Genomic DNA, 16637 nt, shown 5'->3' with positions numbered 1-16637 from the left:
GCTTATTCAGTCATTCAAAATCGATCTATCCGAAACATCATTAACAGGGAAAAAAGATGCTCTTTAACTATTTGAAAATCGCCTGGACAGTCCTTCTGCGGCATCCGTTTTATACTTTTATCACCTTATTTGGAATAAGCCTTACACTTACGGTGATCATGCTGATTACTTCTTTTGCCGATCATCTTTTGGGCTCTCACTACCCGGAACAGAACCGGGATCGGATGCTTTTCGCGCCAATGATGCTATTGACCGACAGCATGCAGCAGTCTATGAACTCGAGTCCGATGGCATTCAGTTTTGCCATAAAACATGCAAAATCCCTCAAAACACCGGAAAATGTGTCTCTGAGTACCTTTTTTGGTAGTTCTAATGCATATGTAGGCAACAAAAAGGTCAAGCTAAATGTGAAGTTCACGGATGCTGCTTTCTGGGAAATTATGCAATTTGACTTTTTAGAAGGTAAACCTTTTAACGATTCCAATATCCTCAACAGCGAGCATGTTGCGGTTATCACAGACAAATTCAAAAAGGAATATTTTGATAGCGTCGATGAACCGGTTGTTGGTGAGGATATAGAAATAGAAAGTATTCATTATAAGGTAATTGGTGTTGTGAAAGGAAGTCCGGTGACGAGGCTGTATAGTAATGCAGATGTGTATTTTCCATATACTGCGCCGAAAAGCAACTACCAGCGCGGCGACTGGGGCGGGGAGTATGTGGCTGTTGTATTAGCAAAAGACAAATCCGACTTTCCGGCTATTCAGGCAGAATTCAAACACCGAATCGATATGATCCCAAGGCCGATCATGATGGGTCAGCAAAAGTTTTCGAAACTCGAACTACCGCTTTTACCATATGCCGACACCTGGCTGACACAGTTTATGAGAAAAAAAGAGATGCGGACGGTTCTTTATTCGGTAGTTACGGCGGTGATATTAATGTTGCTTGGTCTTCCAGCGATCAATCTGGTGAATATCAATGTAAGCCGGATATTGGAAAGAAGCTCGGAAATAGGCGTTAGAAAGGCCTTTGGCGCACCTATCAGCAAGTTATTGTGGCAGTTCATTGTGGAAAACATCTTCATCACCTTCATCGGAGGTACAATCGCATTGATGCTTACCCTGATCCTGATCCATTTCATAAATATCAGCGGATGGATTGCCTATGCTGATCTGGAAATTAACCTGACTGTGTTTCTCGTAAGCATAGGAATAGTGTTTGTTTTTGGATTCGTTTCGGGCGTATTGCCAGCCTTGAGAATGTCGAAATTAAACATTGTCGACGCCTTGAAAAATTGAAAATAATAGCTAATAACTAACAGCTGATAACTATGATCCGGCATCTTTTTAAATTAATATGGAACAAGAAAAAGTCGCATTCTCTGCTGATGGTCGAGATTTGGGCTTCATTTATGGTACTTTTCGGATTGGCTACCATGATTATCTATAACCTTAAGAACTACATCCAGCCGCTTGGTTTTGACTATGAAAATGTTTGGGTGATCAACCTGAATCAAAACCAGGATACAACTGACCTTCGGGAAAAAACGCTTCGCCTTGTTCAACGAATAAAGGATTATAGAGAAGTTGCGGGAGTGACGAGAATGAGTGGAAATGTGCCCTTTTCGTTTAGCTCAATGAACAATTCGGTGGAATATAAAAAAGCTTCCACATCAGCAAATATGTTTCGAACCGATGCGGATTTTGCCAAAACCTTGAAAATGCCATTATTGTCGGGGCGGTGGTATGTCAATGCAGATAGTGTTGGAAAATATATACCCCTGGTGATTAATAAAAAGGCTCAGGACGTACTATTTGGTGATGAAAATCCCATCGGGAAAATGATGGGGGCCGATGCGAAGGGAGAGCCAAGATGGAAGATTATCGGAGTTATCGGTTATTTTAAGAAAGACTCGGAGTTTATGAAAGACGAACCCGCAGTTTTCGAGTTGATTAAAAATGACAATAATTGGGACAATACATTGCTTGTACGAGTTAAACCCGACATTTCCGCAGCTTTCGAGGGCAAAATGGTAAAGGATATCAATTCCATGCTGGTCGGCTGGAGCGTAGAGGTTCAGCACCTCTCGGAAACAAGAAAAAACCAGCATAATCTGGTCATGATTCCAATCATTATATTCTTGATTGTAAGTGGTTTTCTGATTAGCAATGTGTCACTGGGACTTTTCGGTATCCTGAATTTAAATGTGGGAACAAGAAAAGGTGAAATTGGTCTGCGACGTGCAATTGGTTCGACTCAATCTGCGATTACTTATCAATTTTTGGGAGAAATGGGAGTGATCGCCACTTTCAGTCTGATCCTTGGATTATTGTTTGCGGTTCAATTTCCGCTGTTGAATGTATTTGGAATAGAAAGTCGAATATACGTTCTTGCGATTCTGGCGGCGGTAATCTTAATTTATTTTCTTGTTTTTCTTTGCGCGTGGTACCCAAGCAAACAGGTTGCGGGGATACATCCGGCTACTGCTTTACATGAAGAATAGCATTGTTTCAAAACTATTTCCGGTATCATGGTTTTAATCGTTGACGACGACCTGGCAATCCGAACCTCCCTGGCTCTCCTTCTTAAAAGGGAGGGCTTTCAGGTGCAAGGAGCCGCGTCGCCACAGGATACTTTGAGAATGTTAAAAGATGGTCCTCCAGAACTGATATTACTGGATCTGAATTTTACTATGGATACCTCCGGTGAAGAAGGGATTGCATTGCTTAAACAAATACGAAATCGGAATGCAACTGTTCCTGTTATATTGATAACAGGGTGGGGAACTATTGATTTGGCGGTGGAAGGGATGAAAGCCGGCGCCCGCGATTTTATAACGAAGCCATGGCAGAACGATTATTTGATGCAGTCGGTAAGGACGATATTGAATTTGCAAAATGCTTCCAATATTAACGAGACGACGGAATTCGTGCCAAACGCGAAGTTTCCAAATATCATTGGCAACGACCCGAAATTGCTGGAGATATTAGGAACAGTAAGGAGGGTATCACCAACCGATGCGTCTGTGCTGGTGACCGGCGAAAGTGGCACAGGGAAGGAGCTGGTTGCGGAGGCTATCCACCAGAACAGTAAGAGAAGCGGACGACCTTTTGTGAAGGTGAATCTTGGCGGTATATCCTCGACACTTTTTGAAAGCGAGTTATTTGGCCATATAAAAGGAGCATATACGGATGCGAAAACTGACAGACCCGGCAGATTTGAGCTGGCCGATGGCGGAACTATTTTTCTTGATGAAATAGGAGAACTCGATCTGGCAAGCCAGGTGAAGTTGTTGAGGGTATTGCAGGAGCGGACTTTTGAACCATTGGGCAGTAGTAAAAGTCGAAGAGTTGACGTTCGCGTGATATGCGCCACAAATCGAAATCTGGAAGATATGGTGGCTGACGGGACTTTTCGGGAAGATTTGTACTATCGTATCAATCTCATTACCATTAAGTTGCCTTCGCTTAGAGAAAGACCGGGGGACATACCGTTACTGGCCGGGTTCTTCGCAGATAACCTAAAAGTCCTCTATAACCGACCAGAACTTAAAATCGATAAGGATGCCTTGAAGTGGTTGAAAGGGCTTTACCTCCAGGGTAATATCCGTCAGCTTAAAAATATTGTCGAAAGAACTGTTTTGCTCACCGAAGGCGAGATACTGAGAACAGAAGATTTTCAGAAACAAATATCTTTCAATTCTACGCCGGGTAACAGTGGGCTGCCAGAGGTTGGAAGTTTAACACTGGAAGAAATGGAGTTCGCGATGATCCGGAAAGCAATGGACTATCATCATAACAAAATCTCAAAAGTAGCTCATTCACTGGGTATTACGAGGTTTTCACTGTATCGGAGACTAGAGAAATACGGAATAAGTTACGACTCAGAGAGCTGATACGTTACCACGAAATTGAATTAGGCCCCATCTCGGGCTAAGAACCTGACTATGATAATTTCAACCAGAAAAAAGTACATCGCGTATATGGTCGTGCTGCATGCAGTACTGATTTTTCTGGTATTCAAATTGCTGTTTGATAATAAGATTTTATTCATTGGTATTGAGGTTCTGATGCTAATTTCCATCATTATTTCCTGGCAACTTCTGAATGATTTCATGCAACCGATTGAGTTTGTTAGGTCAGGAATTGAAGCGATTAAGGAAAAAGATTTTACGATCAAATTTGTACCAACCGGAAAGGGCGAAGTAGATACTCTGATAGAGGTTTACAATCTCATGATCGATCAGCTCAGAGAGGAACGGACGCGGCTGACGGAACAGCATTTCTTTCTTGAAAAATTGATCATGGCAACGCCGATAGCTATTATCGTTTTGGATTTCGACGATAAGATTTCCTCAATGAATGAAAAGGCGGATCAATTGCTGATGAATGAGTCCCACAAACTAATAGGCCATTCGCTGATTGATGTTGATGATCCTATTTTGCAGCAATTAGTGGGTGTGACCGACGGTGAATCCAAAATCGTTAAGACCAACGGGATCGCCACTTATCGTGTCATTCGTTCTCATTTCATGAGTATGGGCTTTAGACGCTCGTTCTTGATAATTGAGGAGCTTACCGCTGAGTTATTAGCTAATGAAAAAACAGCATATGGAAATGTGATCCGCATGATGGCTCACGAAGTCAACAATACCCTTGGCGCTACTGACTCCATTTTGCAGACAACAATTAGTTGCCTGGTGGATGAGAATATGCAAGATATTCGGGAAGCACTTAGTATATCGTCTGACCGGAATATGAGGCTGACGAAATTCATGAGGAATTTCGCTGATGTTGTCAGATTACCCAATCCAACGCTTATCAAAACCGATGTAAACGAACTAGTTCGCGATGTGTCGGTTTTTATGGAAGCTTTGGCGGCCAATAAAGGTGTTTCAATTGAGAACTTGACTAATAATCAGGACGTTAAGTTTGATATGGACAGGGTGCAGATGGAGCAGGTCTTGGTGAATGTCATTAAAAATGCGATCGAAGCGTGTGACGAAAATGGCAGGGTAACAATTACGCTTACCACTAAAGATCTCATCATCAGCAACAATGGAAAAGGAATCCCGGCCGATGTCAGCTCAAAACTTTTTAGCCCGTTTTTCAGCAATAAACCCGACGGACAGGGGATAGGTCTCACGTTGGCAAGAGACATACTGGTCAATCACGGATTTGATTTTTCCTTAAAAACCAACGAATCAGGGTGGACTGATTTTTGGATTGGGTTTTCGATATAGAAGGTCCCTTTACCTGAATTTTTGTTCGCAATGACTGACCAGACCTGACAAACTCCTACTTCCGTCGAATTTTAATTTCGAAAGCATTTGCCGGATTTTTTACCATCAATTGATCTACCTCTTTTTCAGTAATTCCGGACGATTTGAGTTTAGGAATCAGCTGATCGGATATGGTTGTATACCCACGGAATTCTCCACCGTCAGGGGCGCCCGGGCTATACCAGCCTGCATCATGCGACAATAAAATCTGCCTGAGATACCCCTCTGATTTTAAGAGGTTGATCAACTTAACATGCTGTTGGATGTTTTCTGAATTTACCCCATCAAAACTGATCCAGCAACCTCGCTTTGCCAGTTTGATCAGTTCTTCATCGCTTCCTCGCGCATGTACCCATACAAACGCAGACGACGAAACTCCTGCCTTTTGGAGGATATCAAGCTGTTGCAGCGCAGGTTCAGCAGGACCAGTATGCGAACAGATGGTTAGGCCGGTGGCCAAATGCGTTATAGCAGCGGCTAGAACCAGTTTTTGGTGTAGCTCTGAAAGTGCTCCCGGATTGACACCAGTTTTGATAAAACCGGGTTTAATGTCCGTCCCATCAATTCCGTTCCTAAATTCGGCGATCCATCGGTTCGCCAATTGTTGTGCTGTTTCCTGAAAGGCAAAAGAAGGGAGGTATTTATTATCCGAGGCCCCATACAGGCCTGTGGTAGTAATGATCTGAATGCCAGACAATTTGGCTAGTTTTTGGAGTAGTAAGACATCTCTGCCGATATAAGCTGGAGTGCAGTCAAAAAGACTCTTTATACCTCTCTCTTTGATCTCAGCCAGATAAGCCAAGACCTTTTTTATAACCTCGTCGTGTTTCCAACGATCAAATGATATCTTATCTGCCCCAATGAAGTCGACCAGGATATGTTCGTGAATCAACGACATTCCTAGCTGCTCCTTGCTGATTTTAGAATGGACGGTTTGTATATATTTCTTTTCGGCAATTTTGAAATCAAAAAGAAAAGGAACTACTGCAATAGTTTTCAGAAAGTCACGCCGGTTTGCAAAGGAGGATTTCATTGAGCTCATCGATATCGAGTTTTGATTTTGCCAATATATACTCAGTGCCTGTCATCTTTTGCCAGAATGTGATGAAGGAAAACACTAATAATACCCGAAGCGAAATTTAAACTGATTGAAATCCTGCATTACAACACGATCAAAGGCTTCGGACTAAACGAAATAATGAAAATTATGATCGATATGATACCGATGATTACCCTTCCTTTTCCCAGGGGTGCATTATCCTCAGTTTCCGGATGTTTCACGCCCAGAAATCTGCCAAGAATGAAAATGAACGGCAAAAAACCTGAATACCCTTCCCAATCTGGTCTCAAAAATGTTACTGCGAATTGTGCAACTACTACGATAAGTGAAATCATTAGGGCCGTTGCAGTGCTGTCGCTCATTCTCTTGAAACATATATACAGGAAGTATACATAAAAAAACAAATACATCAATTGTTCGTAGAACATCTCATTGCTTCCGGTTGCAAACGATTCAGGACGGAAAAGGCCCAGACCGCCGTAAAATGCGAAAATTGTGAAGAGGACAGGTGCAACGACGTTAAAATGTTCTTTTCCAATCAATCCGTAGAGAATATGCCCGCCATCCAACTGTCCGATCGGGATCAAATTAAGAGATGTGAAGAACAAAGCAAGATAACCGGCAAAAATGATGGGATAATGGATGATCTCATATGCATGTGGTAGACGGGCTGGATCGGCCACGAAGTTTTTGAAAAACCAGAAAAGCATATTGTCGCCCAAAATCAACTTTTCGGCGGTATTTTCATATACAAATTGCGGATAACTCAGACCGAAGCGCGCATATTCGGGATGGATCGTATAGATAAATTCTGGAGGCGGAAGGTGTGTAAAACCATAAAATAACACGATTAATGCCATCACAAATCCTGCCAACGGCCCGGCGACTCCAATATCAAAAAACTTGAGGCGTGACTTGACAACAGTTTGAATACGGATAAACGCGCCCATGGTTCCAATACTCTGTGATATACCAAACCAAAACGGAATGTAATAAGGTAGGGAAACCTTCACCTTATGATATTTGGCCACAAAATAGTGTCCAAACTCATGAACGGTTAGTATTAGTAAAAATGGAATCGAAAATTGAAAGCCCTGTAAAAATTCTTTCCAGCCAAGGGCCTTTTTAGACGCCGTAATCACTTCCGGCTTTTTGGCTTCTGCTACAAAAAAAAGGAAAATATCGTAGATGAATGAAAAGATATTTCCGAACATCCATTCGGCACCCGCCATAGTCGTTGTGATGAGCGTGGCAACGAATAATAATGCCTGAATTACGTGGGTGCGCGTGTTAGACTGCATAGTCTTTTAAATAATCCAGGATTGTGGTGGGCTTTTGAACGTGGATTGTCTGGATTCCGACTGCCGAAGCACCAGTGATATTATCGAGATTGTCGTCAAGAAATAGCGTTTCTTCGGCAAGTAGGCCTGCTTCCAAAAGTACTTGTTGATAAATCTCTGCCGAAGGTTTCATCAACCCCATTTCGTAAGAAACATATACTTTTTCGAACAGATCGTCCAGTTTTTCAACGCCGGTCGCTTTGAAAAGTATCTTGTTTACCTCCGTAACATGGATTGAGCTCGTGTTGCTTAACAAAAAGAGACGATAATTTCCGGCCAGTTTTTTTAGCAATTCGATTCTTTCAGATGGTATGTCCAGCAGAAGACTGTTCCATGCTTGGTCGATCACGGCATCTTCCCACGCAGCCTGATTCAGTATTGTCCTGACGAAATCACGGAAATCTGTTTCCGACAAATGGCCGGTTTCAAATTTTCGGAAAACGTCCTGCTCTCTGAAAATCTGCAGAATTTCGGATTGAGATAAACCGCTTAATTCAGCGAACGACTGGGAGGCCAGAGGCACGTCAATATTGAGAATTACGTCTCCCAGATCAAAAATTATATTCTTAATTTGATTATTCTTCATCAGTGAGTGAAAACTCAAAAGCGCTATTGACGTACTTTCGGCTTGTTAAAATTGAATAGTATATTATTGTTCCACCACCATTCCCATTGCACAGAATTTGTCAATACGCTGACTAATTCGCTTTTCCGGTTTGATCTTGGAAAGTTCTTGTATATTTTCAATAATCACTCTTTTAAGCTCTTCAGCCATCCAGGCATGATCCAGGTGTGCGCCGCCAAGTGGCTCTGCTATGACGCCATCGATCAACTTGTTTTGGGTCATATCGCGGGCTGTGATCTTCATTGCTTCGGCTGCCTGCTCCTTGTAATCCCAGCTCCTCCAAAGAATTGCAGAGCAGTTTTCCGGAGAAATTACTGAATACCAAGTGTTTTCCAACATCAAAACTCTGTCTCCGATTGCAATTCCCAGCGCGCCACCCGATGCTCCTTCACCGATAACAATACATATCACAGGCACTTTGAGCATAAACATCTCCTTCAGATTTCTGGCAATTGCTTCTCCCTGTCCGCGTTCTTCTGCTTCCATGCCCGGAAAAGCACCCGGAGTATCTATCAGTGTCACAATCGGTTTGTTAAATTTCTCTGCCAATTTCATCAGGCGTAATGCCTTACGATATCCTTCCGGATTTGGCATACCGAAGTTGCGATGTTGTCTTTGCTTCGTATTTCGCCCTTTCTGTTGACCTATCAACATAAAAGAATGGCCACCGACATTCGCAAGACCGCCAATAATAGCCGGATCATCGCGTACCTGACGGTCGCCATGAAGTTCAATAAATTCATCGCATATCAACTGAATATAATCCAGTGTATATGGTCTGTCCGGGTGTCTGGACAATTGAACGCGTTGCCAGCGTGTCAGGTTCGCGAAAATTTCTTTGCTTAGCTCGGTGATGTTGTTTTCCAGAAGATCGATTGCGTCCGAAACATCAACATTATTTTCCTTTGCCAGCAATTTCATTTCCTCGAGCTTTTTTTCAAGCTCAGCCATTGGTTTCTCGAAGTCCAGATATGTTCTCATTTAGTAGGTTCTTATTTTTTGATGGAGTTCCGCTATAGGTCATAAACCTGGCCGCGTCTCGGTATTTCTACGTTGTAATTACCTGTTTTTTCTATAATCGTCTGGAAATCAGCCATGCTCTGCTGTTCGCCATGCACCAGGAATATACGTTTCAGCTTCTCCGGTTCTTGCATTTTGACAAATTTAATCAAATCGTTCTGATCTCCGTGGCCGCTAAATACGTCAATTTTTTCAACATTTGCCAAGACCTGCAATTGTTTGCCCCTTACAGAAATGGACTCCTGGCCGTTTAACAAGCGCCATCCGAGTGTACCTTCTGACGCATATCCTATCATCAGAATTGTCGCATACGGATTCTCGATATTTGCGGCAATATGATGTTCGATCCTGCCACCCTGAACCATACCCGATGACGAGATGATTATGCAGGGCTCATTATAATTGGATACGGCTCGACTCGCGTCCGCATTTTCCAGATAAATCAGATTATCGAAGTCGAACAGGAAATCGTTTTCGTCTTTAAAATTCCGTGCCTCTTTGTTCAGCAGTTTTGTGAATCGCTGGTATACCTTCGTGCTGCTATATGCTAATGGGCTGTCCGAGAATACTTTAAGAGCGGGAAACGAATGATTTAGGTATATCTTGTTAAGCGTATAAAGTAACGCCTGCGTCCGCCCCACTGAAAAAGAAGGGATCAGCAATCTGCCCGGGATATCAATGCAGGTACGTTTGATAACGTCAGCAAGCGCATCTTCAGGGCTACCCTGATCTTCATGCAGCCGATTCCCATAAGTACTTTCACAAACGAGATAATCGACTTGTGGAATTTCCTGAGGATCAGTCAACAAAGGGTAATTAGAACGCCCGATATCACCTGAAAAAGCGATCCGTTTTTTTTCCCCATTCTCAAAAACTTCCACTACCACATGAGCAGCACCCAACAAATGTCCGGCAGCATAGAAAGTAATAGCGATGTGATCAGCAATTCGATATCGTTGTCCGAACAATACGGGCACAAAGTTTTCAAGTGCCTCGTTTACATTCTTTTCAAGAAAATAGTCTTTTGGCACTTCGCGCGCCTTTTTGCTCCTCTTTTTGCCGGAAGCACTGGTGCGCGCGTTCAACCTTTTTTGATGCAGATTTGCGGCATCTTTCAATAAAAGCGCTGTTAACGCCAGGGTAGGCTCCGTACAGACGACACGGCCTTCAAACCCCTCTTTATAAAGATTGGGAATATTGCCTGAATGGTCAATGTGGGCATGGGTCAGCAAGACGGTATTAATCATGCTGGCGTCGAAAGGGAAAACACTTTTTTGTTGATCGTAAAGTTCCTTTTTCTGAATATCGTCGAGATCAAAATCGGAACCGCAGTCAATTAAAACTCGGTAGTCATCAGATTCCAAAAGGAACATACTACCGGTTACTTGTTGTGCGGCTCCCCAAAATGTTAATTTCATATTTTATATTTGGGATGAACAGCTATATTATGATTTCCCTTTTTAAACAGGAAAATCAATATCATTACCAGATCTTCAAATTGCTTTAAAATCAATCAGTTGAGAAAAAAATAAAGCGGTAGACGAGTCAATTTTGAGAGGGTACTTGCCTGAAAATGCCTTTTTTAGTTCGCCAACGGCCGATTAATTTAAAAACAAAAGTATCAAAAAAGAAATGGAGTATGAGGGATAAGTTATTAGTTTGCTCATGAAAGAACTCCTATTTATCGAAAACCAGTATACAACCCGTGATGAAATTTCAAAATGTATTATTCTTCTGCTTTCTTATCAACCATGCAACGGCTCAGACGATCGATTCTCTTGCACTGGTCAATTTTTCGGATGCGGCAGTCGAAATTCAGAATAGCGAACTTTTTCGTCATGGAACTTTGGGGATAAGTGTCCGATCTGTTAAAAATGGCCAGAATATTTTTTCACTAAATCAGGAACGCTCGTTGCCATCAGCGTCTATTCTGAAGCTCGTGAGTACTGCAACTGTTCTGAACGTAATGGGCGGAGAGTATCAGTACTCGACTTTCCTCGAATATAGAGGACGCATATCGGGTGATACTTTAATTGGTAATATATATGTTCGGGGAACGGGCGACCCGTCCCTCGCTTCGGGCCGTTTTAAGGGTTATCCTTCTAAAACCGAAATGATGAGCAGATGGGTCGCAGCGGTTAAAAAGTTGGGCATCAGATATATAAAAGGCGAAGTACTCAGCGATACCTGGTACTTTGATAAAGAAGCTTTTGCCAATACATGGATTTGGGGAGATATTGGTAACTATTATGGTGCCGGTCCGTGGGGATTGAATTTTAATGAAAACATGTACACCATGCGGTTTAAGGCCGGACCAAAAGTGGGGGACGAGACGACGTTGGTCGGCACTGATCCTGAAATGCCATATTTATCATTTCAAAACCGGGTAACGGCAGGGGAGCGGGGATCCGGCGATCAGACCGTTTTCTATGCAGACCCGTTGGGTTCGAATGTTTTGCTGACTGGCACGATACCAGCCGGGTCAGCATCTTTTGGGGTGAAAGGATCAATTACGGAACCGGGTAAATATGTAGCATATGCGTTAGGAAAAGCATTGAAAGAGACAGGAATTCAGATTGTAGAAAAGGAGGTGAACTTGAAAGATTTCGTTTTACCGGCTTCGGTTTTGGTAGATGAATATAAATCTCCACCGCTAAAAGACCTCTGCCGCGAGACAAATTACTGGAGTATCAACTTATATGCGGACGCGTTTTTTAAATTGGTTGGAAAAAAGTTAGGCGGGTCTTCGGATTATGATAACGCTGTTAAAATGCTGACCAGCTATTGGTCCTCCAAAGGTGCTGATTTAAGGGGTTTTATGATCAAAGACGGGAGCGGGTTATCTCCGTCAGGCTCAGTATCGCCGCTGAATATGACAGAGATTCTCCGATTTGAAAATAAGGAAAAATCGTTTGCCGATTTTTATCAGAGTATTGCAGTTATAGGTCAAAACGGAACGGTTCGAAATTTGGGCAAGGGGATTAGAATGTCTGCTAACATGCATGTAAAAAGTGGCTCAATTGAAGGAACAAGGGCCTTTGCCGGATATGTTACTTCCAAATCAGGAGAGTTAATATGTTTCTCAATCATTGCTCATAAATACCAACCCGGCAGCCAACGGCTCGTGGCTGATGACTTGGGGAGGTTAATGGTATTGCTGGGGAATTTATAATTGTGACTTCGGCAATCGGCAACAAGCTTTCGATTCTCCAAAACAATATGATCACTGCGTAACTCCGTTCAAAACCTTGGTCGCGCCACTCCCTTAACACTGCGTTTAACTAAAAGAAAATGCAAATAGAAATAAAGAAAGTTGAAACAAGTAAAGTATTACCACTCCGGCATCAGGTCCTTTGGCCGGATATGCCGTTTGAATATGTAAAAGTTGCCGAAGACGATTCGGCCGTTCATCTGGCGATATTGGAAAGAGAAAAAGCAATCTGCGTCATCTCCCTGTTCGAAGACGAGTCAGGTTTAAGATTCCGAAAATTCGCAACTGATCCATCGTTTCAAAATCGGGGATATGGTTCTCAAATGATGCAGTATGTTATTCAATACGCTTCGGAGCAAGGATATCTAAGAATATGGTGCGACGCCCGTGCAGATGCGTTAAAATTCTACGAAAAATTCGACTTCCAAAAATTTTCGGAAGTCTTCTACAAAGGAGATATTCCGTACTTCAAAATAGAGAAGAAACTCGAATCAAACTCGAAAGTTGTCAAAAAATTGGCAGTAAATAATTGATATTCAGCCTTTTTTTAACAGCTAACAGCTAACAGCTAACAGCTAACAGCTAGCAGCTACCTCAGCTTCACAATCGTAACTCCCGCTCCACCACGATCGGCATGTTCGTCCACCATCGACGCCACCTGGGAATATCCTTTCAAATGATTTCTGATAAGCGTCCTCAGAATACCGTCACCTTTTCCGTGAACAACGCGAAGTTCGTCATATCCAAGCATAATGGCGTTGTCCATAAACTGATCCACCACGCCCAAAGCCTCTTCACCACGTTTGCCCCGGATATCCAGGTTGAAGCTGAAATTCAGCATTCGTTCATTCAGGTCAACTCCCTTTGAGGTCATTTTTACGGTCTTTTCGCCGGTGGCTGCCTTGTAGGTTCTGCTGGATACCTTTTCGAGCCGATTGAGTTTAATATTGGATTTCAGATCACCGATCCGAACCTCAATATCTTTGCCTTTAATCGAAAGGACCTCGCCGATGGTCGATTGGCCGATGATACGAACATAATTACCCGGCACAATTTCCCCTTGCTCTGGCTCATATATCTCTTCCTGAATGGCCTCTTCGGGTAATTCTTCCGGTACTAGTTCAGTTTTCGTATATTTTTCCAGCTTGGTCCTTACGGTTTTGGTCTTCTCCTTCTCGGCCTTATTTTCCTTTATCTCTCTGATTGTGTTTTCAATCAGCTGATTAGCGTCAGCAAGAAGGGTTTTAGCCTTTTGTTTAGCCTCGTTAACAATTTTCTTTTCGTTCGTTTCAAGACTGGTTTTGAGCTTGGTATAGTCAGATAGTTCTTTGGAAAGCTTTCTTTCTTTAATACCTAGTTCAATATTTTTTTCCGAGAACACTCTTCTTTCAATATCGAGTTCTTTCAACAGTTTTTCAAAATTGACTTGCTGCGTTCCCAACTTTTCTTTCGCCCTATTGATAACGCCTTTTGGCAACCCAATTTTAGAGGCAATTTCAAAGGCAAATGAGCTTCCCGGTCGCCCGATTTCCAGTTGATATAGAGGTTCTAAATGCTCACCATCAAACCGCATTGCCGCGTTAATCAGCCCCGGAGTCTTGTCCGCCAAGACCTTCAGGTTTGTATAATGTGTGTTGATCATTCCATATGCTCCCGATTTTGTCAGGTCTTCCAGTATGGCTTCTGCTATTGCTCCACCAAGTCCTGGCTCGGTTCCAGTTCCGAATTCATCAATCAAAAACAGTGTTCGCTTATTGGCAAGTGTTAGAAAATGCCGCATATTCGTTAAATGCGAACTATAGGTACTCAGATCATTTTCAAGCGATTGCTCGTCGCCAATGTCAATAAATATGTTTTGGAAAAATCCCATCGAAGAATCTTCACGCATCGGCACCAAAAGTCCGCACTGAAACATGTATTGGATGAGACCGACTGTTTTTAGTGCAACCGATTTTCCCCCGGCATTCGGTCCGGAAACGATCAATATCCGGTCTTTTTCGTTTACTTCAATCGTCAACGGAACAACTTTCTTTCCTGCTTTTTGAAACGAAACATGCAGGATCGGATGCCTGGCCTCTCGCCAATCGATAAATTGCCTGTTTAAAAAAACAGGGCTGATCGCCTGCATTTCCAACGCCAACTTTGCCTTGGCTCGCAAGAAATCGAGCAGTCCCAAAAAGTGATATGCTTTTTGAAGATCTGGTACAAATGGACGAAGCTGGGAGGTAAGTTGCAACAGAATCCGGTTAATTTCTCTGCGCTCTTCATATTCCAATTCCCGGATCTCATTATTGGATTCGAGCACCTCCGTTGGCTCAATAAATACAGTTTGTCCGGTTGCCGATTCATCGTGTATAAAACCTTTGAGCCTTCGTTTATATTCTGCAGCAATTGGAATTACTGCACGACCGTTTCTGATTGTTAACGACACGTCATCGCTGATCCATCCACTTGATTTAGCTGAACGGAGAATACTGTCCAGCTTTTTACGGATTCCCGCTTGCTCAGTTATTAATTGCTTCCTGATGCGCGCTAACTCTGGTGATGCAGAATCGCGAATTTGCCCCCTGCTATCAATAATCCTGTCAATGGCATCGGTAATTTGCTTTTCTACCCGAATGGTTTTCGCATATTCACCCAACAACGGAAATGCTTCCGGCTCCTGGCTTTCGAAAAAGCGTAGACAAAGTTTGATGGTTTCAAGCGACGACTTAATATCTGAAAATTCAGACTGGGTAAGCAGCATACCTTCGATGGAGGCCCTTTTGAGAAACGCGGTTACATCAATATAATTTTGAGACGGAAAATTCTCTCCGGTCTCGAGGATAGCCTTCATTTCAGCAGTCTGACTTACCAGTTTTTCCACCATACCGAAGTTGTCGGAAAACCTGATTTTGTCAACGTAATATTGTCCTAACGTACTGATACAAGCCTCTCGTAACCATTCACGGAGCTTGTCAAATCCTAATTTTTGTTCTAAAGTCTGGGGGTACAGCATTTGGTATTATTCCGGCTCGAAGCCTGCGACGTATATCAGATATACAGAATTAATATTGTTTTTTATATTTGGAAACAGGCAAATGCAAGCTTAAAACAAGCCGCCGATTTCTTCTTTCAACGTTTTTAACGCAAAGGCCGTTGGTTGGGTTTCTTTTTCTATCACACGCGCGAAAATCTTTTTGGCAAGATTGCTTGCAGGATCTTCCTGAGATACCTCGGAAGCGGCTTGATTGATGACCGCAACCACCTCGTTCATCGCGTTGGTAATCTGTTCCCATGCAAATGGACTAATATACATTTGTTGCGCAATGTTGTGATTATACTCTTCACGAATCTCGCTCAAAAGTATTTGCTGAAAATCCAGTGCATTAATGGCAGTTGGAGCCAGTCGGAGTAAAAGATTGCTCGGTGTGATTCTTTCCAGATACAGACACATCCGCTCATATGCCTGAAGGCGTAACGGAAGCGTAACATCGGAGTATTTCCCTTTAAGGTCCTGTTTTTGTTTGAACAGAATTTTGGTCGCCAGGTTATCGGTAATCACGTATAATCCATACATAACTACTCCACCAAGACAGACATTTAAAAAAGGGACAATGAATTGATCCATGAATTTTACGAATTTTGTAGGGCACAAAATTAGAACATTACCATCATGAATTACAATTCAGAGGAAATTGGGGAATCGTTAGCCTCTAATTATTGTTGCCTTAACCACAGATTTGAACAATGTGTGGACTAAATTAATCAATTTGCCCGACATCAAACGGCGAACAGCATTTTACAGCGTGAGCATGGAGAACCCTATCAGTATTACCCAACGAGCAAAAGATGAGATTATCTCCACACTTACCGATAATAAGATACCTGAGATATATGGGCTTCGAGTTGGCCTCAAAGGCGGTGCCTGCAGCGGAACTTTCCTCTTAGGTTTTGATACTAAAACCGAGTCCGATAATACCTACCTGGTGGATGGCGTAAAGGTGTACATCGATAAGCGACACCTTATGTACGTCATCGGCGTGTCGGTGGATTATGAAGAGGGTTCGAACGGCAGCGGTTATACGGTTTGTGTAGCCGATAAGAAAGACTAGTTT

The 16637-nt window shown here is 42.7% G+C and carries 14 protein-coding genes; 7 read left to right on the top strand and 7 right to left on the bottom strand.

Going from position 1 to position 16637, the window contains the following annotated elements; all coding sequences use genetic code 11:
• Window positions 1-56: 56 nt before the first annotated feature.
• From AC1XUD_RS04740 to AC1XUD_RS04725, 4 genes are read left to right on the top strand one after another with little or no spacing between them, the layout of a single operon-like run.
• Window positions 57-1301 carry an ABC transporter permease gene (locus AC1XUD_RS04740; RefSeq protein ID WP_483359816.1) on the top strand — a complete coding sequence of 415 codons (1245 nt, stop codon included), beginning with the start codon at window positions 57-59 and terminating at the stop codon, window positions 1299-1301.
• Window positions 1302-1333: 32 nt separating this feature from the next.
• Window positions 1334-2506 carry an ABC transporter permease gene (locus tag AC1XUD_RS04735; RefSeq protein ID WP_483359815.1) on the top strand — a complete coding sequence of 391 codons (1173 nt, stop codon included), beginning with the start codon at window positions 1334-1336 and terminating at the stop codon, window positions 2504-2506.
• Window positions 2507-2533: 27 nt separating this feature from the next.
• Window positions 2534-3898, top strand: a complete 1365-nt coding sequence (locus AC1XUD_RS04730) for a sigma-54-dependent transcriptional regulator (protein ID WP_483359814.1) — start codon at window positions 2534-2536, stop codon at window positions 3896-3898.
• 51 nt (window positions 3899-3949) lie between these two features.
• Entirely contained in the window at window positions 3950-5245 is a 1296-nt protein-coding gene (locus tag AC1XUD_RS04725) for a sensor histidine kinase (protein ID WP_483359813.1), read from the top strand.
• A gap of 55 nt (window positions 5246-5300) precedes the next feature.
• Here AC1XUD_RS04725 and AC1XUD_RS04720 read toward each other — a convergent pair whose 3' ends face one another.
• From AC1XUD_RS04720 to AC1XUD_RS04700, 5 genes are all read right to left on the bottom strand, one after another.
• Window positions 5301-6326, bottom strand: coding sequence for a phosphotriesterase family protein (locus tag AC1XUD_RS04720; protein WP_483359812.1), 1026 nt, complete (start codon window positions 6324-6326; stop codon window positions 5301-5303).
• A 119-nt stretch (window positions 6327-6445) separates the two neighbouring features.
• Complete coding sequence (locus AC1XUD_RS04715; RefSeq protein ID WP_483359811.1) at window positions 6446-7645, bottom strand: site-2 protease family protein; 1200 nt, start codon at window positions 7643-7645, stop codon at window positions 6446-6448.
• Window positions 7635-8270 (bottom strand): HAD family hydrolase, encoded by a 636-nt coding sequence (locus tag AC1XUD_RS04710; RefSeq protein ID WP_483359810.1) that lies wholly within the window; start codon window positions 8268-8270, stop codon window positions 7635-7637. The genes AC1XUD_RS04715 and AC1XUD_RS04710 overlap by 11 nt, the downstream gene beginning before the upstream one ends.
• 63 nt (window positions 8271-8333) lie before the next feature.
• Window positions 8334-9290, bottom strand: a complete 957-nt coding sequence (locus AC1XUD_RS04705) for an acetyl-CoA carboxylase carboxyltransferase subunit alpha (protein WP_483359809.1) — start codon at window positions 9288-9290, stop codon at window positions 8334-8336.
• A gap of 32 nt (window positions 9291-9322) precedes the next feature.
• A complete protein-coding gene (locus AC1XUD_RS04700) occupies window positions 9323-10747 on the bottom strand; it encodes an MBL fold metallo-hydrolase RNA specificity domain-containing protein (RefSeq protein ID WP_483359808.1) in 1425 nt (474 codons plus the stop codon).
• A 290-nt stretch (window positions 10748-11037) separates the two neighbouring features.
• On the opposite strand from AC1XUD_RS04700, the gene dacB reads away from it, so the two are divergent.
• Window positions 11038-12501 (top strand): D-alanyl-D-alanine carboxypeptidase/D-alanyl-D-alanine endopeptidase, encoded by a 1464-nt coding sequence (gene dacB, locus AC1XUD_RS04695; RefSeq protein ID WP_483359807.1) that lies wholly within the window; start codon window positions 11038-11040, stop codon window positions 12499-12501.
• A gap of 119 nt (window positions 12502-12620) precedes the next feature.
• Entirely contained in the window at window positions 12621-13073 is a 453-nt protein-coding gene (locus AC1XUD_RS04690; RefSeq protein ID WP_483359806.1) for a GNAT family N-acetyltransferase, read from the top strand.
• Window positions 13074-13129: 56 nt separating this feature from the next.
• On the opposite strand, the gene AC1XUD_RS04685 is transcribed toward AC1XUD_RS04690, so the two are convergent.
• Both AC1XUD_RS04685 and AC1XUD_RS04680 read right to left on the bottom strand, forming a co-directional pair.
• Window positions 13130-15538, bottom strand: a complete 2409-nt coding sequence (locus AC1XUD_RS04685; RefSeq protein WP_483359805.1) for an endonuclease MutS2 — start codon at window positions 15536-15538, stop codon at window positions 13130-13132.
• Window positions 15539-15628: 90 nt separating this feature from the next.
• Window positions 15629-16150 carry a DUF7935 family protein gene (locus tag AC1XUD_RS04680; protein ID WP_483359804.1) on the bottom strand — a complete coding sequence of 174 codons (522 nt, stop codon included), beginning with the start codon at window positions 16148-16150 and terminating at the stop codon, window positions 15629-15631.
• Window positions 16151-16334: 184 nt separating this feature from the next.
• Here AC1XUD_RS04680 and AC1XUD_RS04675 point away from each other — a divergent pair, with 184 nt between their 5' ends.
• Entirely contained in the window at window positions 16335-16634 is a 300-nt protein-coding gene (locus AC1XUD_RS04675) for a HesB/IscA family protein (RefSeq protein ID WP_483359803.1), read from the top strand.
• Window positions 16635-16637: the final 3 nt, after the last annotated feature.

The organism is Dyadobacter sp. HNCC25DJ184, from assembly GCF_056895215.1.
The sequence above is the reverse complement of the archived record's forward strand: the minus strand, read 5'-3'. Positions and strand labels throughout refer to the sequence as shown.